Here is a 21,652-nt window from a genome sequence, read left to right on the forward strand (position 1 = left end):
GGAATTACAGAAATGTAGTTCCTTTTTTTGTTTAAAAAAACTAACTTCGCTTTTAGTAAGTTTACAAAATGCAAATAAAAGAATATCAAAAAATAATTACGGAAATTTATTCCAACATAAAAAATGTCGAAGACATTGGTAAGGTAGCTAATTATATTCCAGAATTAGGAAGTGTTTCTGCGGATAATTTCGGCATACACATCACTAAAATAAATAACGAAACTTTTGGTATTGGCAATTTCGAAGAAAAATTTTCTATACAAAGTATTTCTAAAATACTAACCCTTGCTTTGGCCTATAAACTAGAAGGCGAAAAATTATGGCAAAGAGTAGATGTAGAACCTTCTGGAAACCCTTTTAATTCGTTACAACAATTAGAATCTGACAACGGAATTCCAAGAAACCCATTTATAAATGCAGGCGCCATTGTAGTTTGCGATGTTTTAATAAGCCATTTAGAAAACCCAAAAGAAGAATTTTTAGCTTTTTGCAGAGAATTATCAAACAATGCTACATTAAATTATTCCGAAAAAGTAGCCAAGTCAGAAAAAAATACAGGTTTTAGAAATGTCGCTCTGTGTAATTTTATAAAGTCTTTTGGTAATATAAAAAATAATGTCGATAAAGTCTTAGACTTCTATTTTTATATCTGCTCTTTAGAGATGAGCTGCAAAGAATTATCTAAAATATTTTTGTTTTTAGCAGATAATAACTTTAAAACCCACAAAGAAAAAAGAGTAATTACAAAAAGCCAAGTAAAGAGAATTAATGCAATTATGCTAACTTGTGGTTTTTATGATGAGTCTGGTGAGTTTGCTTTTAGAGTTGGCTTATCTGGAAAAAGTGGTGTTGGTGGAGGAATTGTCGCGATTCATCCAAATGGATTTTGTATTGCAGTTTGGAGCCCAAAATTAAATAAAAAAGGAAACTCTTACAAAGGAATGTTGTTTTTAGAGCATTTTACAACAAAAACAGCTTGCTCTATTTTTTAAAACTAATTTGTCAGTTTCAATAAAATTGAAGAACTTTTCCTACATTAATAGAGGTAAAATATAAAAAAATCAACTATTTACTTAAATACCAGAAAATTAACACACAAAATATGTTGCAAAAAAATAAAATCTTCTTATTTATATTTTTTCTGTTACTACACTTAAACTCACTTTCGCAAGAAAACAAAGTTGTTAGGGGTTATTTTAAAGATAGTATTGTTTCTATAGAAAGTTGGTTTGGCGATGATAATAAATTAGATAGCTTAAAAACGTATTATCTTTCTGGGAACAAAAAAGAAATTTTCTATTATAATAATGATGAAAAAATTCACGGAAACTGTTTTCAATTTAACGATAAAAATAAAAAAATAGTTACTTGGGAATTTAAGAATGGTAAACTTGTAAATAGAAATGATTTCGCTTTAGAATTTAATCAAAAGAACAAGAAAAAAGTTCGCAATAATATTAATACTTTAAAAGGTATTAATAAAAGAACTGAATTTAATCCTAAAACTTTAAAAGATTTTTATATAAGAGCTGTTGCCAGAAAAAGATTGGGAAATACTTTTTTAGCTCTGCAGGACTTTCAAAATGCAGAGAGATTTATACATCGAAAAAGTGTTCGAGAAAAAGTTTCTCCAAAACTTAAAAGTGATTTATATAGTCAATTAGGTGCTATTTTTGCTGAATTTGAAAATGAAGATTTAGCAATTCACTATAAATTAAAAGCAATAGATCAATTTCCAGAAAATTATACTTATAAGTATAATTTAGGTGCTTATTTATTTCAAATTAAATCTTATAGATTAGCAATAACCTACTTTAATAAAGTGAAAGAAAAATGGAAAAAGCATGCTTTTTCTAATTGGATTTTGGGCGCTATTTATTCCGATTTTCAAGATTATGAAAAAGCACTGGAATTTATAAATTTAGCCTTCGAAAAAGAAGCTAATTTAAATAAATTTGGAGACGGTAAAGCCGAATTAGATATTAGAACCATTAGAGGTTTTATATTACACAAATTAAATAGAACTGATGAAGGAATTACAGATTTAGAAGAAGCTTTAAAAATTAATAAAGAAAATTCTTATGCAAATAAAAATTTAGGAGTTATATATAATGAATTAGGGGAGTTCGAGAAATCTCTTAAATATTTAAACAAAGCAAAAGAATTAAACTACACTCAAAAATATGATTCTAACGATTTAAATTATTATTTAGAAAATTCCATCAACTATACAATAGCAAAACCATTACCAAGTTTAGCCGATTTACCTTACCTAAGCCCTAACCCTGTAAGCACTAATTTTACTATTAAAAATTATTCTTCCGATCATTTTCGATATAAAATACTCGACTACAATACTAATGTAATTCAACAAGGTGTCTCAAAAAAAGTAGATTTTAATATTTCTGAATTACCAAAAGGACTTTATACTTTTATAACTTTAGACAATAAAACACAAGTAAAAAATACTTTCAAAATTATTAAAAATTAATTTTATCAAATTGTAAAATTCTGTTACTACTTTCAATAAAATTGAAGAACTTACTACTTTCAATCAAAATTCACGATATAAAAGTATCTCAACTATTTTCTTTTTTACTTTTTTATAAATCACTAAAAAGATATTGTGAGTGTATTAAGTTGCCATTAAATACCCGGAAATTCGTCTTCGAATCTAAAATTCTAGAATAAAACTTGCCTAATGTTATCTAATTAGCTAACTTTGTGTTAAATTCAGTACTTAGCAGAATTGAGCAAATTTAAACGGAAAATTGAAATTTATAAAAACCATTTTTGAGATTTTTATAATACGCAAGACAAAAATGTACAGGACAAAATTGATTGGACTGTAACAATGGTTCAAACAACCAAAATTGTTCCTAACAAATTTTTAAAGCACCTAACTAACACAGATGGCCTTTGGGAAATGCGAGTGTCTGCGAATAAAGGAATTTTTAGAATATTTTGTTTTTTTGACAAAGGAAATTTGGTTATTCTGTTAAGTGGATTTCAAAAGAAAACGCAAAAAACACCTAAATCGGAATTAAAAAGAGCTGAAAAACTAAAAAAAGAGTATTATGAAGACAAAAAATAACGTTACGAATTGGGACGACCATTTAGACGCCAAATACGGAAAAAAAGGTACTGACAGTAGAGAAAAATTCCAAGAAGAGTTTGAAGCTTTTAAGATTGGTGTTTTGATTCAAGAAGCAAGAAAAAGCAAAAATCTAACCCAACAACAACTTGCAGATAAAGTCGGAACGACTAAAAGTTATATTTCCCGAATTGAAAATAACGCAAGTGATATTCGACTTTCTACTTTGATGAGAATTATCCGAGAAGGATTGGGTGGAAGCTTGAAATTATCGCTGAATATTTAACTCGAGCTAAAAACAATAATCGAAATAACTATATCGCTCACTGCTAATTAGTTGCTCAATCAAAGTTAGGGTGTGTTTGCAAGTCCATCAAATTTTTAAATTTAACGATTTCCAACAAAAAAGTAATATAGTACAATTTAAAAATTCGGCTTGTGTATCATCCGAAAAGTTATCGCTACTTTTTATATAAAACACATTAACGAAAATCAAAAAACAGAAATCTCAAAAAGATTCTTGTTTTTATGAATATCTTTTAAGAGCTAATATTAAGCCTTATCTTTAGTTGTTCTTAGCAAGCTAATTCCGTAAGCAAAAAAGATAAAACCTAAAATCCCAAATACAATCATAGATGTAATTTCTCCTCCACCTTGTAAAACCATATATCCTGTGTAGATTAATCCTATAATTCCTAATGTGGTTAATACTGCTCCAAATGTTCTTTTTAAATTCATTTCCTTCCTTTTTTTCGTTGAAAAGTAAAACTATAAAAAAGAAAGAAAATCTCTAAACCTCAGCATCGTATGAACAACAAATAATAGGATATGAGGCTAAATTTGAGTGGTTTGCAAAAATTATCCCTTAAACTTCATCCCTAAATGCACCACTTTTTTAGTTTCAAAAAAAGGTTCATCAAAATAATTGGGCAAATCGTAAATGGTTGCAGAAGTATATTTTTGTAATTCTTCAGTTAAATCTCCACCTTTTAAATATAGAATTCCGTTTTTAATATCGTGGTTTTGTTTTTTACTGATTTTTCCTTTGGTCCACCCCACAAAGGTTTCCATTTGCGCTACAGCTCTACTCACAATAAAATCGTAGGTATCTTTTATTTCTTCTACCCTACTATTGGTGGTTTTTACATTTTCTAAACCCAAACCAGCCACAACTTCATCTACCACTTTAATCTTTTTTCCGATAGAATCTACCAAATGAAACTGCGTTTCTGGAAACAAAATGGCCAAAGGAATTCCTGGAAAACCACCTCCAGTACCCACATCCATTACTTTAGAACCTGGTTTAAAACTAACAATTTTTGCAATTCCTAAAGAATGTAAAACATGACGCAAGTATAATTCGTCGATATCTTTTCTAGAAACCACATTTATTTTCAAATTCCAATCTTGGTACAACTCTTGCAACTTACCCAATTGCTGAATTTGCGTTTCTGATAAATTTTTAAAATATTTGTGAATAATATCCATCTATATAACATTTAAAGTGCAAAAATAGTTATACTTAACAAACAATTGGCAACAAAAGCTGACGTTTATCATATAAAGCAAATTCAAAAAGATTATTTTTGTAACTTATTTTTAAAACAATTAATGAAAACAATAAATTTTTCTAGAGTAGATAAAGCCAAATTCTTTAGAACTCTAAATAAAAGAGTAAACAATTATTTCAAAGAGAACAATCTAAAAAGAACAGGAAACTGGAAATTGTACACCAAAGCAATTATTATGTTTTCGCTTTTCTTAATTCCGTTTATTTTAATATTAACAGTTTCTATGCCTCAATGGGCTATGGTTTTGCTGATGGTAATTACCGGAATTGGAATGGCTGGAGTTGGTATGAATGTAATGCACGATGCAAACCACGAATCTTTTTCGAAAAGAAAATGGGTAAACAAATTAATGGGAAGCAGTATTTATATTCTTGCAGGAAACGTATATAACTGGAAAGTGCAACACAACGTTTTGCACCACACATTTACCAATGTAGAAGGCCATGATGAAGATATAGATGCTGGTAGAATCATTCGTTTTTCTCAACACTCTTCTTGGTTTCCAATTCATAAAATTCAAAAATATTATTCGATATTTTTATACGGGTTATTAACTATTAACTGGGCAATAACCACAGATATTAAACAAATGCACAGGTATTTAAAACGCAAATTATCTTATGGTAAATTTCCCAATCCTAAAGTAGAGTGGACAAAACTGGTAATTTCTAAAATTGTTTATTATGCACTTTGGATTGTTTTACCATTGTTGGTTTTAGACGTTGCTTGGTGGAAAGTTCTCTTAGGTTTCTTTGTAATGCACTATACAGCTGGGATGATTTTAAGTTTGGTTTTTCAATTGGCACACATTGTACCCAATACAGAAATGCCACTTCCAGACAAAGATGGTAATTTAGAACACACTTGGGCAGTCCACCAGTTATATACCACCTCTAACTTTGCACCTACGAATTGGTTGGTAAACTTCTATACAGGAGGTTTAAATCATCAAGTTGAACATCATATTTTTCCGCATATTTCTCATGTACATTATAATAAATTAGCTAAAATTGTAAAAGAAACAGCACAAGAGTTTAATTTGCCTTACAACGAATACAAAACAATGCGCAAAGCAATTATAGAGCACTTTAGACATTTGGGCGTTTTAGGTCAAAAACCAGAATTAGCATAAATAAAACAACTAAATAGTACAATGAAACATCCATTATCGGACAGAATTAACAGTTTACCCGTTTCTCAAACTTTAGCAATGGCTGCCAAAGCAAGAGAATTAAGAGCAGAAGGAAAAGACATTATTGGTTTAAGTTTGGGAGAACCCGACTTTAATACACCAGATTTTATTAAAGATGCTGCCATAGAAGCCATCAATCAAAACTACAATTCGTATTCTCCAGTAGATGGTTATGCAGAACTGAAAGAAGCAATTTGCGTAAAGTTTAAACGCGACAATAATTTAGATTACAAACCAAGCCAAGTGGTGGTTTCTACAGGTGCAAAACAGTCTATTGCAAACATTGCGCAGGTTTTATTAAACCCTGGAGACGAAGTTTTATTGCCAGCACCTTATTGGGTAAGTTATTCTGCCATTGCAATATTATGTGAAGCAAAATATGTAGAAATTCCTTCTTCAATAGAAAACGATTTTAAAATTACACCAGCACAATTAGAAGCGGCAATCACACCAAAAACAAAAATGGTGTTTTTCAATTCGCCAAATAACCCAAGTGGAACGATTTATTCTGAAGCAGAATACAGAGCTTTAGCAGCCGTTTTAGAAAAACATCCACAAATTTATGTCTTATCAGACGAGATTTACGAGCACGTAAATTACAATTCGAAACCATTTAGTTTTGCGGCTATCGAAAGCATGTACCATCGAACAATAACTGTAAACGGTTTGGCAAAAGGTTTTGCAATGACTGGTTGGAGAATTGGCTTTATTGGAGCACCAGAATGGATTGCAAAGGCTTGTACAAAAATGCAAGGGCAAATTACCTCTGGAACCAATTGTATTGCCCAAAGAGCAGCAATTACTGCTGTTTTAGCGCCTGTTGAAAAAATACAGTATATGGTAGATGAGTTTAAAACTCGTAGAGATATTGTAATCGATTTACTTAGAGAAATCGATGGTTTTAAAGTAAATGTTCCAGAAGGTGCGTTTTACGTTTTTCCAGACATTTCTGCTTTCTTTGGTAAAACTATTAAAGGCACAAAAATTGAAAATGCAAGCGATTTTTCTTTGTTTATCTTAGAAAATGCCAATGTTGCCACAGTCACAGGAGATGCTTTTGGTGCGCCAAATTGTATTCGAATTTCTTATGCAGCATCCGAATTACAAATTCGTGAAGCCATTAAAAGAATTAAAAAAGCATTGAGTTAAAAGTTCAAAGTCAGTTCGAGCATTACTTTCAAATATAATATATTTTAATTGAAAGTATCGAACGAAGTTCACGAGAACTCTTTTTTTATAAAATTATAAAATCCATCTTTTTTTAAGGTGGATTTTTTTTGTTTTGGGCGTGTCCTTTCAACTCAGGTTGAGAGTTTATCTTGAGCGAAATCGAAAGGCACTCGCTTTTTTTCTGAAAAAGAAAAAACAGATCAAAACAATTGCTACAATCTTTCACACAAGCTTACTTGTAAGCTAATTTATTACCTGTTAAAAAAAAAGACCTCACAGATTTTTAAAATCTTGAGAGGTCTAAATTACGAATTCTTTTATACAGAAAGAGAACAAAGCCTTTCTTGATGTATGGAGTGTTTTTTGGGTTGATTGGGTACTCCTTAGAAAGAAATCATAATAATAGCGATTGCAAAAAGAGAAACTCTTAAAACAACACCTATTTGACTTTCGATACATTCTTGGTGGAAAATAGAAGATTTTACATTCCATAAAGATTTTGTTTTTGCAAATCCGCTCTTTATATCTTGTTTGTAAACAGATGTTAAAATTCCTCTTTCAAATTGTGTAGGTGTGATTGTCGATTTCATAATGGTATATTTAAACTATTTTTGTTTTGTTGATTACATTTAGAAGACGACGAGAAAAACAAAATGTTACATTTTTAATTTCTTTATAAAATGCCAAAATTTAATTTATGTAGCATTTATAGTTTACGACAATCAGAAAAAAAAGTGAAAATAATTTTACAAAACAACAAAACTACCTCTTTTAAAAATCGATTTTAAAGCTAGAATTTATCTTTTTCTCGGAATAAAAAATATAAAATGGCCAATATTATGCAAGCAGGAAATACCAAAAAAACCATTGGCAACCCAGCTGCTAATGGATCATTAGAAACTAAAATATTTATAAAACCTAAAGCAAGAATAATCGGATACAACCACACCGCAAAAATGTACTTTTTTTTAAAGCTTTTAATTATAAATAAGACCACTGCAGGCGCAATAAGTAATAATTGATTAATAAAAAGAATTACAAGTTCTGGTAACAAAGATTCTTCAAAACTAAATCCTTTGCTTATTCTAATGATATGGTAAATGTCGTAGCAAAAGTATATCAACACGAATATGAGACCAACCAAAGCTGCTTTTTTATGCTGTTTCATCAATATTTTTTTTAAACTGTACAAACAAAGGTAAAGACTAAACTGGCAACTGTGCGTTAAATAATTACCAAAACTTACTCCTTAAACCAGCTTGAATATTTTACATAGTTATTGGCAATTCTATTAATTTCTCCAGAAATGAGTTCTTGTGAAATATCTTTTACTTTTTTGGCAGGAACTCCTGCATAAATGCTACCACTTTTTACATGCGTATTTTTGGTAACAACTGCTCCTGCAGCAATAATCGAGTTCGATTCTACCACACAATCGTCCATAATAATAGATCCCATGCCTACCAAAACATTATCGTGAATTGTACAACCGTGCACAATTGCATTGTGTCCTATAGAAACATTATTGCCAATGTTGGTTGGCGATTTTTGATATGTTGCATGAATTACAGCACCATCTTGAATGTTTACCTTATGGCCAATTTTTATATAATGAACATCGCCACGAATTACAGCATTGTACCAAATAGAACATTCTTTTCCTAGAAAAACTTCGCCAAGAATTGTAGCATTTTCTGCCACAAAACAGTCTTCTGGTATTTGTGGATATTTTCCGTTTACAGCTTTTATGATGGGCATGATTTAGGTTTAAAGTTTAAAGTTCAAGATTTAAATTTACATTTTTTATAAAACACTTTGTTCTTCGAGAATTTTGGGTAATTTTTATATTTTTCTTCGAATTTTTCGTTTTGAGTTTTCTTCCTGTTGAATAACTTCTTTATTTAAAATACGACAGCAAATTCGCTTTTTGAGAAGCAGAAACCAAAATTTCTTTTCCACTCGAAACAATTACGCTTCCTCCTTTTCCTTTTTTGTACTTAATAATGGCATTTACGTTTACCAAATACGATTTATGAATTCTTGCAAAGGTATATTCTTTTAAAGTTTCCTCGAAATATTTTAGAGTTTTGCTCACTAATTTTTTAGAATTTTCTAAATGAATTTCTGTATAATTATCGTCTGCTTTGCAAAAAAGAATATCGTTAATGTTTAAAACTTCAAAACCTTCTTGATGTGGAATGGTTATTTTACCAGTTGCAGAATTTGTTTTTGGCGCCAATATTTGGTCTTGCAATTCGTTCTCTTTTTCTTTAATTTCTGTAACAATATTTACGGCTTTTATCAACTCGTCTATCGAAATTGGTTTTAGCAAATAATAACTGGCATGATTGTTTAACGCCTCTATTGCATAATGGTCGTAAGCAGTTACAAAAACGGTTTCAAAGGTTCTATTTTCTACTTTTTCTAACAAATCGAAGGCATTTCCAAAAGGCATTTCTACATCTAAAAACACTAAATCTAACTCGTGTTTTTTAATTAAACTATAGGCTTCTTCGATATTGCTTGCTTCGCCTAACAATTTTACATTTGGGCAATACTTGCCTAAATAATTGCGTAGAATTTCTCTACTTATGTGTTCGTCTTCTACAATTATGGCTTTTAGTTTCATATATTTTATAGTTAGAAGTTCGTAGCTTAATGTTGGAAGTTTAATGCTCAAAATCTTCCAACTTTAAGCTTCTATCTTTAGACTTTTTTTAACAACAACGCTACTTTTGTACCTTCTCCAGTTTCTAAAACGTTCGAAACTTCTACAGAAATTCGGTCTTTGTACATATCGTTTAAAATCGCAATTCTGTTTTTTATGGTACTCATTCCTTTAGACTTTTGTTTTAACTGATTCTTCGTTTTTAATTCTTGAGACTGTTTTCTTCCAATTCCATCATCTATAATTAAAATAGAAATGGTTTCTGCATCTTTTTGATTGATGGATATTTCTAAATTTCCTTTCTCTTTTTTATACCTTAATCCGTGCCAAATTGCATTTTCTATATAAGGTTGCAACAACATTGGCGGAATTAAAAACTGGTCTAAATCGATATTTTTATCGATATTTATTTGGTAATCGAACTTGTCTTTAAACCTATTGTGTTCTAGTTTTACGTACAATTCTAACAATTCTACTTCTTTTGTTAATGAAATAAAATCTTCATCGGAATTTTCTAAAACAGATCGCATTAACACCGAAAATTCCGACAAATATCTGTTTGCATTTCGCTCGTCGTTTACAGCAATAAAACTATTTACAGAATTTAAAGCGTTGAATATAAAATGTGGATTCATTTGCGAACGCATCGATTTTAAAGCCAATAAATTATTTGCCAGTTTTTGCTGTTTGTTTGTTCTGTACATAAAATAAGCCAATAAACACATCAATAAAAAACCGCCAATTAAAGAGTAAATAATTAGTCGCTGTCTGCGGTTGCTTTCTTCGGATAATTTTTGGTCTATGTACGCCAAACTAATTTTACTTTGTGTAAGTTCTTTGTCTTTTTCTAAACTTGCAATTCTATTTTGGTTGTCGGCAATTTTTTTAGACAAACGTTTTGCTTGTTGAATTTCTTGTTCTTTTCGAACATACAAAGAATCGACCAAAGCCACATATTTTTCGTAATTTTTTAAAGCTTTGTCGTATTCTCCAAGATTTGCAAAAACTTCCGATATTTTTCTAGTCGCATCTTTTTCTACAACAATATCGTTATTTTCTTTGGCATCTATTCTACTTTTTTCTAAAAACGGAATGGCTTCTTTATACGCTTCTTTTAAAATATAGGCATTTCCTATTTTATAGTTTATTTTTTGTGAAGTAATCGAATCTGACTTTACATTTTCAACACTTTTCGACGGTATTTTTTTAGATTTTGTTTTTTCTAAACTCTTTTTTCTAAGTTCTATTTCTTCGTCGTATTTTTTATTGGAATTTAAAAAATCTGCTACTTTTTCTTCTTCCTCTAAAACACGAGTTTCATTTTCTTTTTCAGCAAAATTTAAAGAATTTTTAAAACTTAATTTCGCTTGTTTTAAATTTCCTTGAGCAGAAAAAACAGTGCCTAATTTAGAGCTTAAATCTGTAATTTTAGAGGTTACCTTATTGTTTTTTGCAACTTTAAATGCTTGTTGATATTTCTTTTTTGCTTCTGTATAATTCTTATTTTTAAAAGCAATATCTCCTAAACTTTCGAACACTAAAATTTTCTCGAAATTTCGTAATTTTTCTGTTTCTAGTTTTTTGAGTGTATTTTTACTGCCTTCGAAATCTTTCAATAGAAATTGCGCTTTTGCCAACTTAATTCTGGTATCTATTGTTCTATAAATTTGATTGCTTAATTTGTAATTGTAAACCGCTAAATCGTACTGTTTCCAATACAAATAAATATTGGCTAACGTTTTATAGGTGGTGGCATTTCTTTCTCTACTATTAGTGCCTTGTAGGGCTTTTTCGATAAAAGTTAAACTCTTTTCGATGTCTTTTTTTGTGTAATATTTTGCTGAATCTAAATACTGCAAATAAAAATTATCTGTAGGCTTTTTGCTTTTTCGAAGCTTGGAAATAGAATAATTTTCGTCTGGAAAATCTTTGACTAAAATTTTTATTTCTTCATTCGATTTTATAACATAATACACCGTTTCGAAATCGGGATGCCTGATTATCAACTCGTCATTTACTTTTGCTTTTATTCTGTAGCACCTATAAAAATCTGAATATAGAAACTGTTTTCCGTTAATCGAAACATCTGCATTTGTAATTAAATTCCCTGTTTTTTCTGATTCTACTACTACCTTTACAAAAAAATCTTTTGCCTTTATAAGACCCTTTTTTTCTTGTGCAAAAAACATGGCATTTAAAAAAAGAAGTAATAAAATAATGTGTTTTTTAAAATTCATTTAGAAATATAATTGCTGTAAACATACACACAAAAAATTACCTAAAAAAACGTGTTTGTTTTAAAATTCTTGTATTTACAGCTCATTTTGTATCGTTTACGAATCTTTTATGCTTGTTCACTCAAAGAAAAGTTGTGTTTACTCATTCTACTTTTTTTCTTTAAAAAGTTGACTTTAATTTTATGCCCTCTTAAAAAATAATAGCATGAAATATTACCAACTATTCGTATTTTTTTTATTGGCATCTGTTACTTACAGTCAAAATTTTACACAAGAAAAATCTTTTATAGAAGTTGTTGGCACTTCAGAAAAAGAAATAATACCCGATGAAATTTACTTAGATATTTTTTTGAAGGAAAGAATGCAAAAAGGAAATAAAATAAAGTTAGAACGCCTAGAAAATCAATTAAAACAAGAGTTAAAAAACATTGGCATTCCAGAAAACAATCTATTTATTTCTGATATAAATTCGGTTTTATCGAAAACGGGTTGGTTTTCGAAAGAAATTCTTTCTACTGCAAAGTATCACTTAAAGGTAAAAAATCCCAAGAAATTAAAACAACTTTTCGAGTGTTTTGAAGCGCTTAAAATAACCAATGTAAATATTACAAAAGCGACACATTCTAAAATTGTAGCATTGAAAAAAGAAAATAGAATTGAAGCAATAAAAGCCGCAAAAGCCAAAGCAACATATCTGTTATCTGCTATCAACGAAAAGGTAGGAAAACCGATTAAAATTAACGAAATTGAAACCCATAATCCTAATTTTGTGGCTGCAAATCATATCAATGTTTTGGGCTATGGAGCAGGTTCTGGAATTTCTAAATTTAGAAGTAACAAATCGATTGTTCAGTTTGAGAAAATGGTTTTAAAAACGTCTGTTTATATAAAGTTCGAAATCAAATAAATAAGAATTTCTTATTTTGATTTCGACAGCATTCAACCAGAAATTATGTATTATTTCTCAATCAATAATTTTTGATTTATAGAAATAACATTGTCTGCCAGGTTATTAATTTCTTTTAAATCTGCTACCGAAATATTAAATTTTCTTGAAATAGAATATAAAGTGTCTCCTTTTTTTACGGTGTAATATTTTCCTGCTGCTTTTTCAATTACAATTGGTTTCTCGAAAGCTTCTCCATCATTTAATTCTTTAATTTCTTCGGAAAATTCTTCTTTTTTAACCTTATCGAACTCATATAATTTATAGTCTTTTATAATTTTTAGCAATTTTGCAGGATATTTTCTGTCTGTTGCATACCCTGCTTTCCGCAAACCATAAGCCCATTTTTTATAGTCTGTTATTTTATAATTAAATAGAAATGCATAGCGTTTTCTTTGGGTTAAAAATAAAGAATGGTCGTTGTAAGAAGTCTCTGGATATACGTATTTTCGAAAGCATTCTCCTTTTTCATCATCATCGTGATAAACGCGTTCGCCTTTCCATTGTGTATGGCATTTTATGCCAAAATGATTGTTAGATTTTAGCGCTAATTCGCTTCTTCCTTTTCCGGATTCTAAAATTCCCTGGGCCAAAGTAATACTTGCAGGAATTTTATATTCGTGCATTTCTTTTACGGCAATTCGAGCATATTTTCGAATGTAAGCTAACGTATGTTTATTTAATTTCGGGTTTTTCTTGGCTATTTTTTTGGTAAGCTTTACTTCGTTTACAGAAGGTAATTCTACAGGTTCTGGTTCGATAATTACAACTCCAGGATTTTTCTTGTTAATTACCTTTTTCTTAGAACCACAGCTAGCAAGTAACAATAAAAATACACACCCAAGTAAAATTTTTAACTTCATAAATAATTAATAATTTGCTGATTCTTCTTTTTTAATTTCTGATTAAAACCCTCTATTCCTTGGATTCCTCCTGTATGAATTGCTAGTATTTTACTATTTTCCGGAAAATACTCTTTTTCGATTAAATTTAAAATTCCGAACATCATTTTACCTGTGTAAATAGGGTCTAACAAAATATGGGTTTGTTTCGAAAAATTATTTATAAAATCGATTAATTCTTCGTTGTATTTTGCATATCCGCCAAAATGATATTCGTTATTTAACGACCAATTATCATTTTTAATTGTGTATTTTTTAACCTCTTCAACAAGAAAATTTCCTTTTAATGCAGAAAAACCAATTATTCTCTGTTTCTTTTTTCGAGATTTAATTACACCTGCAATGGTACCACCTGTACCAACAGCCACACAAATATAATTGAAATTAGCATCTTCTTCTGTTAAAATTTCTTTACAACCTTCTACTGCCAAACAATTTGTGCCCCCTTCTGGCACCAAGTAAAAATCGCCCCATTTATTTTTCATTTTTTCGATAAAACCGAAAGAATCTTTTTGTCTGTAAACTTCTCTGGAAACAAAATTAAATTTCATTCCGTTTTTGTGTGCCTGTCTTAAAGTTGGGTTTTCTTCTAAGGTTTTTTTGAGGTTTTTACCCAATTCTTCTCCTCGAATTATACCAAAAGTTTTAAAACCTGCTAATTTACCGGCAACTGCAGTAGCAACAATATGATTCGAAAAGGCACCTCCAAAAGTTAAAAGTGCTTTTTTCTTTAGTTTTTTAGCTTCCGCTAAATTGTATTTTAGTTTTCGAAACTTATTTCCAGAAACAAAAGGATGAATAACATCTTCTCTTTTGATAAAAAGGGCTACTTTTTTTTCTTCGAGAATGGGAAGATGAATTTGTTGGTTTTCGGAAATTATTTGTTTGTTGAAGTCCATATTTAAAAAAAACCTTACCAATTTTAAAAACTGGTAAGGTTTTTATTTTATTTTAAGAAAAATTAGAAACCTGATCTTCTACTTTTTCCCATTCTTCCATTAAGGCATCTACTTTTGCTTTTTTAGCTTTGTATGTTTCGAAAAAATTGGGTCTTGCAGCAACTTCGTCGTAATTATTAGCCAATTCTAAATCTATTTTTTCGATTTCTTTTTCTAAGTCTGCAATTTCTGTTTCTATATTAGAAAGCTTATTGTTTAGTTTTTTTAATTCTTTTTCTTGTTCTCTAGAAAATTGCTGTGCTTCTTTCTTAGAAGTATCTTTAGCCACTTTTACAACGGTTTTCTTTTCTGCTTCTCGCAAACTTTCCATTTTGTGTTGCTCTAAGAAATAATCGATATCGCCTAAATATTCTTTAATTTCTTTGTCTTTAAAACCATAAACTGTTGTGGTTAACCCTTGTAAAAACTCTCTATCATGAGAAACTACTATTAAAGTTCCGTCGAAATTATTTAAGGCCTCTTTTAAAACGGTTTTCGAAGCAATGTCTAAGTGGTTTGTGGGCTCGTCCATTATTAACACATTAAATGGTAAGAGTAATAATTTGCACAATGCCAAACGATTTCTTTCTCCTCCAGAAAGTACTTTTGCTTTTTTATCGACAGCATCTCCACCAAATAAGAAAGCACCTAGCATGTCTCTAACTCGCATTCTATTGGTATCTGTTGCAGCGTCTTCCATAATTTCTAAGACGGTTTTTTCTGGTGGCAAATGTTCAGATTGATTTTGGGCAAAATATCCTACCTCTACATTATGCCCAAGTTTTAAACGTCCTTCGAAAGGAATTTCTCCTACCAGCATTTTTGCCAAAGTAGATTTTCCTTGTCCGTTTTGCCCCACAAATGCGATTTTACTATTTCTTTCAATTAATAAATTTACACCTTCTAAAACTTTTTTATCTCCATAACTTTTCGACAAATTTTCTGCTTCTACAATAATTTTTCCTGGTTCTTTTGAAACTGCAAAACGAACATTCATGGCTTGGTTATCATCTTGATCTACCTCAATTAATTCGACTTTATCTAATTGCTTCATTAAAGATTGTGCCATAGAAGCTTTGCTCGCTTTTGCTTTAAATTTGTTTATTAAGTGTTGTTTTTGTTTGATTTCTTTCTCTTGGTTCTTTTGGGCTTGCAACTGTTTTTCTTTAATTTCGCCTCTTAATAGTAAAAATTCGGAATATGGTTTTTTATAATCGTAAATTTGCCCTAAAGAAATTTCAATAGTTCTATTGGTTACATTGTCTAAAAACATTTTATCGTGAGAAACCAATACAATGGCGCCTGTGTAAGATTTTAAAAAGTTTTCTAACCAAATAATAGATTCGATATCTAAATGGTTTGTTGGCTCATCTAATAATAAAATATCGTTGTTCTGGAGCAACAATTTTGCCAACTCGATTCGCATTCTCCAGCCTCCAGAAAAAGTGTCTGTTAATTTATCGAAATCTTCTCTTTGAAAACCTAGACCTTGCAAAATTTTCTCTGTATCTCCTTGGTAATTATAACCTCCTAACAACTCGTAACGTTCTGTTTTATCGGTTAAATCGTGTATTAACTGTGTGTAACCTTCGCTTTCGTAATCTATTCTTGTGGCTAGTTGCTCGTTAATTTCTTCAAGTTCTAATTCTATGGCTTTTATTTCTTCAAAAGCTTGGTATGCTTCTTCTAAAATGGTTCTTCCTTCTACAAAATCGATATCTTGGCGTAAAAAACCAATACGAATGTCTTTGTCGAAAGCCATGGTGCCCCCACTTGTTTCTATATCTTTAGAAAGTACTTTTAAAAGCGTAGATTTTCCAGCTCCATTCTTACCAATTAAACCCACCCTATCGCCTTTGTTGAGTTTAAATGTAATTCCTGAAAACAAATCAGTTCCCATAAAAGAAACTGTTAAATTATGAACGTTTAGCATGAAATGTAATGATTGTTACCGAATTAAAGTTGTAAAAAATTTACCTTTGCAAAAGTATATAATTTTTAAGGTTCAGATGTTTAAAAAAGGAACAAAAATCTACAGTATTGTAAAAGGGAAATGTCCAAGATGCCATGAAGGAGATTTCTTTAGATATAAATTTACCTTTAACCCTTCTAAAATTACGCAATTGCATAGTAACTGCCCTAGTTGTAATTTAAAATATATGATGGAGCCTTCTTTTTTTTATGGTGCTATGTACGTAAATTATGGCATTACAGTTGCACTTTCTATTATTGTTTTTTTAATTTCGAAATTACTTTTCGGTTTTACTTTATTACAATCTTTTATTGTAATTATTGTGGCGTTAGTTGTTTTGGCTCCTGTAAATTTACGTTTGTCTCGAATTCTTTGGATAAATATGTTTGTGGGTTATAAAAAATTCTCCCAGAAACAAAAACCACAAGAGTAAAATTGCAGAAAAGAAAGAAGATTTACGAATAGTCGTAAAAAAAGGATTATTATCTTAAAAAAGTGATTAACTTAGAATAAAAAATCTTTCTTAAATCTTTTAATATCTATTTCATTATCTAACTTTTTATTATTGGTTAAATGATGAAATAAGTTCTTTGCCACTGTTGGGGCAATCATAACTCCACGTGTTCCTAAGCCATTTAAAACTGCTAAGTTTTTAAATTTTGGATGTACACCAACCATTGGTCTTCTATCTTTTACAGTAGGTCTAATGCCTGCTGTGTGATCTACAATTTTATAGGGAACAGAAATTACTTTCTGTAACTTTTCTACCAATTCTTGTTTTCCTTCTTTCGATGGTTTAGACGTTTTGTCTGCATGGTTAAAAGTTGCACCAACCTTATAATAATTGTCTCCTAAAGGCATTACAAATAGTGTTGATTTTAGTAAAAAATCGATCTTTAATTCTGGTGCATGTATGGTAATTAACTCGCCTTTTGCTTCTTTTAATGGTAAATATTTAAAATATGGATTTTCTTTAATGCCAAAACCTTCTGCAAATACAATGGTGTTTGTTTCTAAATCTTGATATTTTACCAAATTTTGGTCGAAAACAATTTCTTTGTAGTTAAATTTTTCGAAACGAATCGAATGGTTTTCTTTTAAATAGTTTCTGTAAGTTTCTACTAATTTTAGAGTGTCTATTCTCCCTCCTTCTTTTACATTTCCAAAGTGTTGTTCTCCAACAACTCCTAAATAGTTTTTTTTATCTAATTTCTTATCTAAAAATGGAGCCACATTGGGTTTATCTAAAGCTGCAAACCAGTTGTTTTGATCTTCTATTGATTTGAATACTTTTTTAATGACAAGTTTTGTATCGAACTTTGTATTAAATTTTTTTTCTAATCTTTCGTAAAATGGAAGTGCTACTGCCAATTGTTCTTTGGCTTTCCAAACTGGAGAAAACCTTTTTAAAATAACAGGGTTGTACACTCCACCAGCGACTAAAGATGATGTTTGCGAGGCATTTTCGAAAACAATAAAAGTTTTTTTTGCAGTTATTAACTCCTCTGCAAAAGCCAATCCTGCCAAACCTAAACCTACAATTATGTAATCTACTTTCATATGCCAAAAGTAGTTAAGTTATGCTAAAAATTATAGTAATTGAACGAAAATTACTGGTATGCTTAGCCCTGATTGTAGCATTTGTTTGAGCTCTTTTTTTATGCTGAACTCGACTCGGTATCTGTTATAATTATGAAATTACTTTTTTAAAAAGTGGAGGTACTAAAATAGATACAGCATAAAAAAAAGCGAGTGTCTTTCGAATTCGTTCAAGATAAACTACAAGTAGTAAATAGCTTCAAATAAAAAACGCTTGCTTTCGCAAACGTTTTATCATATTATTATTGTTAAAATGAATTTAGTAATTCCACATATCCATTTCTTTGTTTCTAATATCTTCTTTAATCTTGTTCGCTTCTAAAAGCTGAAATAATGAGTTTCCGCGCACATAGTCTTCTATGCTTCTATTTCCATAAATATTCTCTTCACGCACAATTACCGAGCTAAATCTTCTTGCGTTTAATAAGTGATCGAATGAAATAGGGTGTGAAGCATTTTGTGGATTAAAAACTTTTGCGTCGTGTAAAACGTCTCTTGCGGAAGGAAAGAAAATCCAGAATAATTCGTACAATTCTTCGTCTTCTATTTCTTGAACGCCTAAAGTTTGTACATCTTTACCCATTGGTGCGAGTGCTAATAAACGGTATTTTAGTTCTCCTTGTCGTTTGTCGAAATACCACATGCCTTTTATCATATAGCCTCCAATATCTTGTGATTGAATTCTATAGGTATCTGTATATCCATTTTCTTCACGAACGTTTACCAAACGAGAATTTATTTCTTCTGGTGTCATTCTAGAAGTAAAAAAAGAATCGGAATATGCTTCTTTGATTTTTCCTTGCCGAATTCCTTTAATTAAAGTATCAAACAAAGATCTTCTATCTGTAGAAATGTTGGTTGTATCTATTGGAAAATAATATGGTAAATTTATTTTTTGATTTAAATCTATAAATTCCCAAACAACTTTCGACCACAGCACATCTCTATCATCTACATACCCATAAGGTAATGGACCATCGTTATCTGCAGCTAATTGTTGCTCGCTTTTTACACCTATTTGATCTACAGATTTTGCATTTAATAAGTTTGCTTGCGCACTTACCAAACCTGTTGTTAAAAGGGTAAAAAATAGTATTATAAAATTTTTCATCTTTATCTATTATTTTATTCTAGTTTGTTAACTCGATATTAACGGGTAATACTTTTTTTAATTTGTAAGAGTTATTCTTAATTTCTGCTTTAATATCAAAAATATTAATCATATCACCTCTTCTTGCTTTAGCTAAGGCTTTTTTAGCTGCTGCATTAAATACAGTTCCATTAACAATTATTGCTAGTTGACCAGGAACCTTAACTTTAAAGCTTGTTACCCTTAAATCTAAATCGAATAAGAAGTCTGGTAAACCTGCGCCAATTGGTGTATTTGCTAGACCAGATTTAGGCATTCTTACAGTTCCGAATTGATTTCTTACGGTACCCATTGCAGCAGGAATATCTTTTATTCTAAACTCTGAACTTGTATTAATAGAGTTACCATCTGCTAATTTTGCATTTACATTTATTTTTACGGTTTTTCCTCCTTGTGGGCTCATCATATATTTACCAGCTCCTGTTTTTCTTAAGCCAGGTGCACTTGCTTTGATATCTTTGTCTGGAACTCCAGGTAATGAAATAGAAATAGGGTTTTGCAAACCTCTATAGACTACATTCATTTTATCTGCAGAAACTACAGGAGCATTTGGTTTAGATATTACAGAATATGTGCTTTTAAAAGGAACAGGAACCTCTTCTCCATTTTCCATAAAATAGATAGTCCCTTTAATATCTTTTTCTCCAACACTACCAGCTCTTAAATCTAAAACTACGCTACCATCTTTAAAGTTATCGTATTTACTACCATTTAATTCGACTCTACTTGGTTTTAGGTTAGGATCGTACCTACCTAAAACTACAGAACCAGTAACTTTATCTCCAGGATAAAAAGCATTTTTATCTAATTGAACAATTCCATTATAGTTAGACATAGAAACTTCACTTTCTAATTGGCCCCCTAATAAATCTGAAATAATATCGCTTTCGGTATTTTTAATATCTGCCTGAATTTGTGTAAAGTTAGTTAATGAAGCTACCATAGGAAATCCTTCATAACGAGCTTTTAAAAAAGGTACTTCTTGTTCTGTTTTACTATTTATAACAGGATTTGTATTAAATCTTTCGTTAATAATTGGAGCAAACTTACTATCTTTTCCTAAAACGGTAATTAGGTTATTTCTATAAGCATTCATTTTATCTAAAAACTCCTGTCCTTCCGCTGTGTAACCATCTCCTTTAAAGAAATAAGCATCTAGCCAGTCTGTTTTATCCATTTCTTCATAATTATCTTTATCCTCAATTTCAGAAATCATTTTAGTTTTTAATTCGTCTAAATAAGAATAAAAATCTGATGAGTAATCTTTAATTTTATCTGCTTTCGCTTTTAAAGGTCCAAATTTTGCTGGTTGTTCTGATGCTTTTGTTGCTAAATTAGCGTATGCTAAAGCATTTTTCTCTGTCGTAGAAATATTATTTTCTACTAATTTTTCGTTCATAAAACCAAAAGCCGATAGTACTTCTTTACTCATATTCATTGCTAACATTGCAATAAATACAAGATACATTAAGTTAATCATCTTTTGCCTTGCGGACATTTTTCCTCCTGCCATTCTAATTAGTTTTTAAGTTGTTATACATTTCGTTTTAACTAATTATTATTTTGTTGACATTGCCGAAAGCATTCCTCCATACACTCCATTTAAAGAAGACATGTTTTTAGCCAAAGCATCCATTTGTTCTTTTAATCGTTCTGTATTTCGTACGACTTCTGTATTTAATTCTGTTTGTTTGCTAGAATTTTCTACTTGAATTTTATATAAGTTGTTTAAAGACTCCATTTGAAGTGCTGCCTTAGACATTTCTTCGTTATACTTGTTGGTTGAAGCTACAGAACCAGATGCTGCAGATAAACCTTCTGCGGCATTTTGAAAGTTTTTCATGCTATTTCCTAAGCTTTCCATTAAGCTAGAGTCTATTTTTGCTTCTTGTAATAAATTGTCTAATTTTTGAGATAGCATGCCCTCTGCTCCTAATTTTTTCTGCTCTTTTTCTGAAGACAAGCCTTCATCTGCTAATTCTGGATATACTTTAGACCAATCTAAATCGTCTTCTGGGGCATCAAAAGCAGAGACTGCAAATACTGCTGCTTCTACTAATAGACCAATTGTTAACATTACTCCTCCTGTTAAAGGGCCTATAGAAAAGTGTTGTATTTTAAATAAAGCTCCAATAATTACTACTGCTGCTCCCATTCCGTAAACGAAATTCATTGTTCTTTTGTAAGTTCTTGATTGTGCCATAATTTTTTTT

The 21,652-nt window shown here is 30.3% G+C and carries 21 protein-coding genes and 1 pseudogene; 8 read left to right on the forward strand and 14 right to left on the reverse strand.

Going from position 1 to position 21,652, the window contains the following annotated elements; genetic code table 11:
• The first annotated feature begins 68 nt into the window (after positions 1-68).
• From JL193_RS04965 to JL193_RS04980, 4 genes and pseudogenes are all read left to right on the forward strand, one after another.
• Positions 69-992 carry a glutaminase gene (locus JL193_RS04965; RefSeq protein ID WP_207972756.1) on the forward strand — a complete coding sequence of 308 codons (924 nt, stop codon included), beginning with the start codon at positions 69-71 and terminating at the stop codon, positions 990-992.
• Between the two features lie 110 nt (positions 993-1,102).
• Positions 1,103-2,491 carry a tetratricopeptide repeat protein gene (locus tag JL193_RS04970; protein ID WP_207972757.1) on the forward strand — a complete coding sequence of 463 codons (1,389 nt, stop codon included), beginning with the start codon at positions 1,103-1,105 and terminating at the stop codon, positions 2,489-2,491.
• 327 nt (positions 2,492-2,818) lie between these two features.
• Positions 2,819-3,094, forward strand: a pseudogene (locus JL193_RS04975) (type II toxin-antitoxin system RelE/ParE family toxin); the annotation flags it as partial.
• Complete coding sequence (locus JL193_RS04980) at positions 3,078-3,380, forward strand: helix-turn-helix domain-containing protein (protein ID WP_207972758.1); 303 nt, start codon at positions 3,078-3,080, stop codon at positions 3,378-3,380. The pseudogene JL193_RS04975 and the gene JL193_RS04980, both read left to right, overlap by 17 nt.
• A gap of 266 nt (positions 3,381-3,646) precedes the next feature.
• On the opposite strand, the gene JL193_RS04985 is transcribed toward JL193_RS04980, so the two are convergent.
• Together JL193_RS04985 and rsmG are read right to left on the reverse strand one after the other, a co-directional pair.
• A complete protein-coding gene (locus JL193_RS04985; protein ID WP_207972759.1) occupies positions 3,647-3,832 on the reverse strand; it encodes a hypothetical protein in 186 nt (61 codons plus the stop codon).
• Between the two features lie 120 nt (positions 3,833-3,952).
• Complete coding sequence (rsmG, locus tag JL193_RS04990) at positions 3,953-4,582, reverse strand: 16S rRNA (guanine(527)-N(7))-methyltransferase RsmG (protein ID WP_207972760.1); 630 nt, start codon at positions 4,580-4,582, stop codon at positions 3,953-3,955.
• Positions 4,583-4,705: 123 nt separating this feature from the next.
• On the opposite strand from rsmG, the gene JL193_RS04995 reads away from it, so the two are divergent.
• Complete coding sequence (locus JL193_RS04995; RefSeq protein ID WP_207972761.1) at positions 4,706-5,797, forward strand: fatty acid desaturase family protein; 1,092 nt, start codon at positions 4,706-4,708, stop codon at positions 5,795-5,797.
• A gap of 21 nt (positions 5,798-5,818) precedes the next feature.
• Entirely contained in the window at positions 5,819-7,006 is a 1,188-nt protein-coding gene (locus JL193_RS05000; RefSeq protein ID WP_207972762.1) for a pyridoxal phosphate-dependent aminotransferase, read from the forward strand.
• 404 nt (positions 7,007-7,410) lie between these two features.
• Here the strand turns inward: JL193_RS05000 and JL193_RS05005 are convergent, their stop codons facing one another.
• The 5 genes from JL193_RS05005 to JL193_RS05025 form a co-directional block, all read right to left on the reverse strand.
• The gene (locus tag JL193_RS05005) at positions 7,411-7,617 is read right to left on the reverse strand and encodes a hypothetical protein (RefSeq protein ID WP_207972763.1); all 207 of its coding nucleotides are present in this window, start codon (positions 7,615-7,617) and stop codon (positions 7,411-7,413) included.
• Between the two features lie 200 nt (positions 7,618-7,817).
• Complete coding sequence (locus JL193_RS05010; protein ID WP_207972764.1) at positions 7,818-8,195, reverse strand: hypothetical protein; 378 nt, start codon at positions 8,193-8,195, stop codon at positions 7,818-7,820.
• Positions 8,196-8,269: 74 nt separating this feature from the next.
• On the reverse strand, positions 8,270-8,785 hold the full coding sequence (locus JL193_RS05015; RefSeq protein ID WP_207972765.1) for a gamma carbonic anhydrase family protein: 516 nt from the start codon (positions 8,783-8,785) through the stop codon (positions 8,270-8,272).
• A 139-nt stretch (positions 8,786-8,924) separates the two neighbouring features.
• A complete protein-coding gene (locus JL193_RS05020) occupies positions 8,925-9,656 on the reverse strand; it encodes a LytR/AlgR family response regulator transcription factor (protein WP_207973389.1) in 732 nt (243 codons plus the stop codon).
• A 77-nt stretch (positions 9,657-9,733) separates the two neighbouring features.
• Positions 9,734-11,932, reverse strand: coding sequence for a tetratricopeptide repeat-containing sensor histidine kinase (locus JL193_RS05025; protein WP_207972766.1), 2,199 nt, complete (start codon positions 11,930-11,932; stop codon positions 9,734-9,736).
• A gap of 205 nt (positions 11,933-12,137) precedes the next feature.
• Between JL193_RS05025 and JL193_RS05030 the strand changes: the two genes are divergently transcribed.
• Positions 12,138-12,839: an SIMPL domain-containing protein gene (locus JL193_RS05030; protein WP_207972767.1), complete on the forward strand. Its 702-nt coding sequence runs from the start codon at positions 12,138-12,140 to the stop codon at positions 12,837-12,839.
• A gap of 50 nt (positions 12,840-12,889) precedes the next feature.
• Here JL193_RS05030 and JL193_RS05035 read toward each other — a convergent pair whose 3' ends face one another.
• The 3 genes from JL193_RS05035 to JL193_RS05045 are packed head-to-tail and all read right to left on the reverse strand — an operon-like array spanning position 12,890 to position 16,651.
• Complete coding sequence (locus JL193_RS05035; protein WP_207972768.1) at positions 12,890-13,741, reverse strand: glucosaminidase domain-containing protein; 852 nt, start codon at positions 13,739-13,741, stop codon at positions 12,890-12,892.
• A complete protein-coding gene (locus tag JL193_RS05040) occupies positions 13,738-14,679 on the reverse strand; it encodes a 1-aminocyclopropane-1-carboxylate deaminase/D-cysteine desulfhydrase (protein WP_207972769.1) in 942 nt (313 codons plus the stop codon). Before JL193_RS05040 ends, JL193_RS05035 begins: the two co-directional genes overlap by 4 nt.
• 52 nt (positions 14,680-14,731) lie before the next feature.
• A complete protein-coding gene (locus JL193_RS05045; protein ID WP_207972770.1) occupies positions 14,732-16,651 on the reverse strand; it encodes an ABC-F family ATP-binding cassette domain-containing protein in 1,920 nt (639 codons plus the stop codon).
• A 46-nt stretch (positions 16,652-16,697) separates the two neighbouring features.
• Between JL193_RS05045 and JL193_RS05050 the strand changes: the two genes are divergently transcribed.
• Positions 16,698-17,123, forward strand: coding sequence for a DUF983 domain-containing protein (locus JL193_RS05050; RefSeq protein WP_243456844.1), 426 nt, complete (start codon positions 16,698-16,700; stop codon positions 17,121-17,123).
• 71 nt (positions 17,124-17,194) lie between these two features.
• Here the strand turns inward: JL193_RS05050 and JL193_RS05055 are convergent, their stop codons facing one another.
• The 4 genes from JL193_RS05055 to porL all read right to left on the reverse strand — a co-directional run bounded on the left by JL193_RS05055 (position 17,195) and on the right by porL (position 21,642).
• Positions 17,195-18,250, reverse strand: coding sequence for an NAD(P)/FAD-dependent oxidoreductase (locus tag JL193_RS05055; RefSeq protein ID WP_207972771.1), 1,056 nt, complete (start codon positions 18,248-18,250; stop codon positions 17,195-17,197).
• Positions 18,251-18,548: 298 nt separating this feature from the next.
• A complete protein-coding gene (porN, locus tag JL193_RS05060) occupies positions 18,549-19,400 on the reverse strand; it encodes a type IX secretion system ring subunit PorN/GldN (protein ID WP_207972772.1) in 852 nt (283 codons plus the stop codon).
• 19 nt (positions 19,401-19,419) lie between these two features.
• Positions 19,420-20,952: a type IX secretion system motor protein PorM/GldM gene (gene porM, locus JL193_RS05065; RefSeq protein WP_207972773.1), complete on the reverse strand. Its 1,533-nt coding sequence runs from the start codon at positions 20,950-20,952 to the stop codon at positions 19,420-19,422.
• A gap of 45 nt (positions 20,953-20,997) precedes the next feature.
• The gene (gene porL / locus JL193_RS05070; protein WP_207972774.1) at positions 20,998-21,642 is read right to left on the reverse strand and encodes a type IX secretion system motor protein PorL/GldL; all 645 of its coding nucleotides are present in this window, start codon (positions 21,640-21,642) and stop codon (positions 20,998-21,000) included.
• Positions 21,643-21,652: the final 10 nt, after the last annotated feature.

Source organism: Polaribacter batillariae (assembly GCF_017498485.1).
In the GTDB taxonomy this organism is placed as follows: domain Bacteria; phylum Bacteroidota; class Bacteroidia; order Flavobacteriales; family Flavobacteriaceae; genus Polaribacter; species Polaribacter batillariae.

Coding starts and splice junctions, on each gene's coding strand:
- JL193_RS04965 (WP_207972756.1), top strand. CDS start 69: ATGCAAATAAAAGAATATCAAAAAATAATTACGGAAATTTATTCCAAC.
- JL193_RS04970 (WP_207972757.1), top strand. CDS start 1,103: ATGTTGCAAAAAAATAAAATCTTCTTATTTATATTTTTTCTGTTACTA.
- JL193_RS04980 (WP_207972758.1), top strand. CDS start 3,078: ATGAAGACAAAAAATAACGTTACGAATTGGGACGACCATTTAGACGCC.
- JL193_RS04985 (WP_207972759.1), bottom strand. CDS start 3,832: ATGAATTTAAAAAGAACATTTGGAGCAGTATTAACCACATTAGGAATT.
- rsmG (WP_207972760.1), bottom strand. CDS start 4,582: ATGGATATTATTCACAAATATTTTAAAAATTTATCAGAAACGCAAATT.
- JL193_RS04995 (WP_207972761.1), top strand. CDS start 4,706: ATGAAAACAATAAATTTTTCTAGAGTAGATAAAGCCAAATTCTTTAGA.
- JL193_RS05000 (WP_207972762.1), top strand. CDS start 5,819: ATGAAACATCCATTATCGGACAGAATTAACAGTTTACCCGTTTCTCAA.
- JL193_RS05005 (WP_207972763.1), bottom strand. CDS start 7,617: ATGAAATCGACAATCACACCTACACAATTTGAAAGAGGAATTTTAACA.
- JL193_RS05010 (WP_207972764.1), bottom strand. CDS start 8,195: ATGAAACAGCATAAAAAAGCAGCTTTGGTTGGTCTCATATTCGTGTTG.
- JL193_RS05015 (WP_207972765.1), bottom strand. CDS start 8,785: ATGCCCATCATAAAAGCTGTAAACGGAAAATATCCACAAATACCAGAA.
- JL193_RS05020 (WP_207973389.1), bottom strand. CDS start 9,656: ATGAAACTAAAAGCCATAATTGTAGAAGACGAACACATAAGTAGAGAA.
- JL193_RS05025 (WP_207972766.1), bottom strand. CDS start 11,932: ATGAATTTTAAAAAACACATTATTTTATTACTTCTTTTTTTAAATGCC.
- JL193_RS05030 (WP_207972767.1), top strand. CDS start 12,138: ATGAAATATTACCAACTATTCGTATTTTTTTTATTGGCATCTGTTACT.
- JL193_RS05035 (WP_207972768.1), bottom strand. CDS start 13,741: ATGAAGTTAAAAATTTTACTTGGGTGTGTATTTTTATTGTTACTTGCT.
- JL193_RS05040 (WP_207972769.1), bottom strand. CDS start 14,679: ATGGACTTCAACAAACAAATAATTTCCGAAAACCAACAAATTCATCTT.
- JL193_RS05045 (WP_207972770.1), bottom strand. CDS start 16,651: ATGCTAAACGTTCATAATTTAACAGTTTCTTTTATGGGAACTGATTTG.
- JL193_RS05055 (WP_207972771.1), bottom strand. CDS start 18,250: ATGAAAGTAGATTACATAATTGTAGGTTTAGGTTTGGCAGGATTGGCT.
- porN (WP_207972772.1), bottom strand. CDS start 19,400: ATGAAAAATTTTATAATACTATTTTTTACCCTTTTAACAACAGGTTTG.
- porM (WP_207972773.1), bottom strand. CDS start 20,952: ATGGCAGGAGGAAAAATGTCCGCAAGGCAAAAGATGATTAACTTAATG.
- porL (WP_207972774.1), bottom strand. CDS start 21,642: ATGGCACAATCAAGAACTTACAAAAGAACAATGAATTTCGTTTACGGA.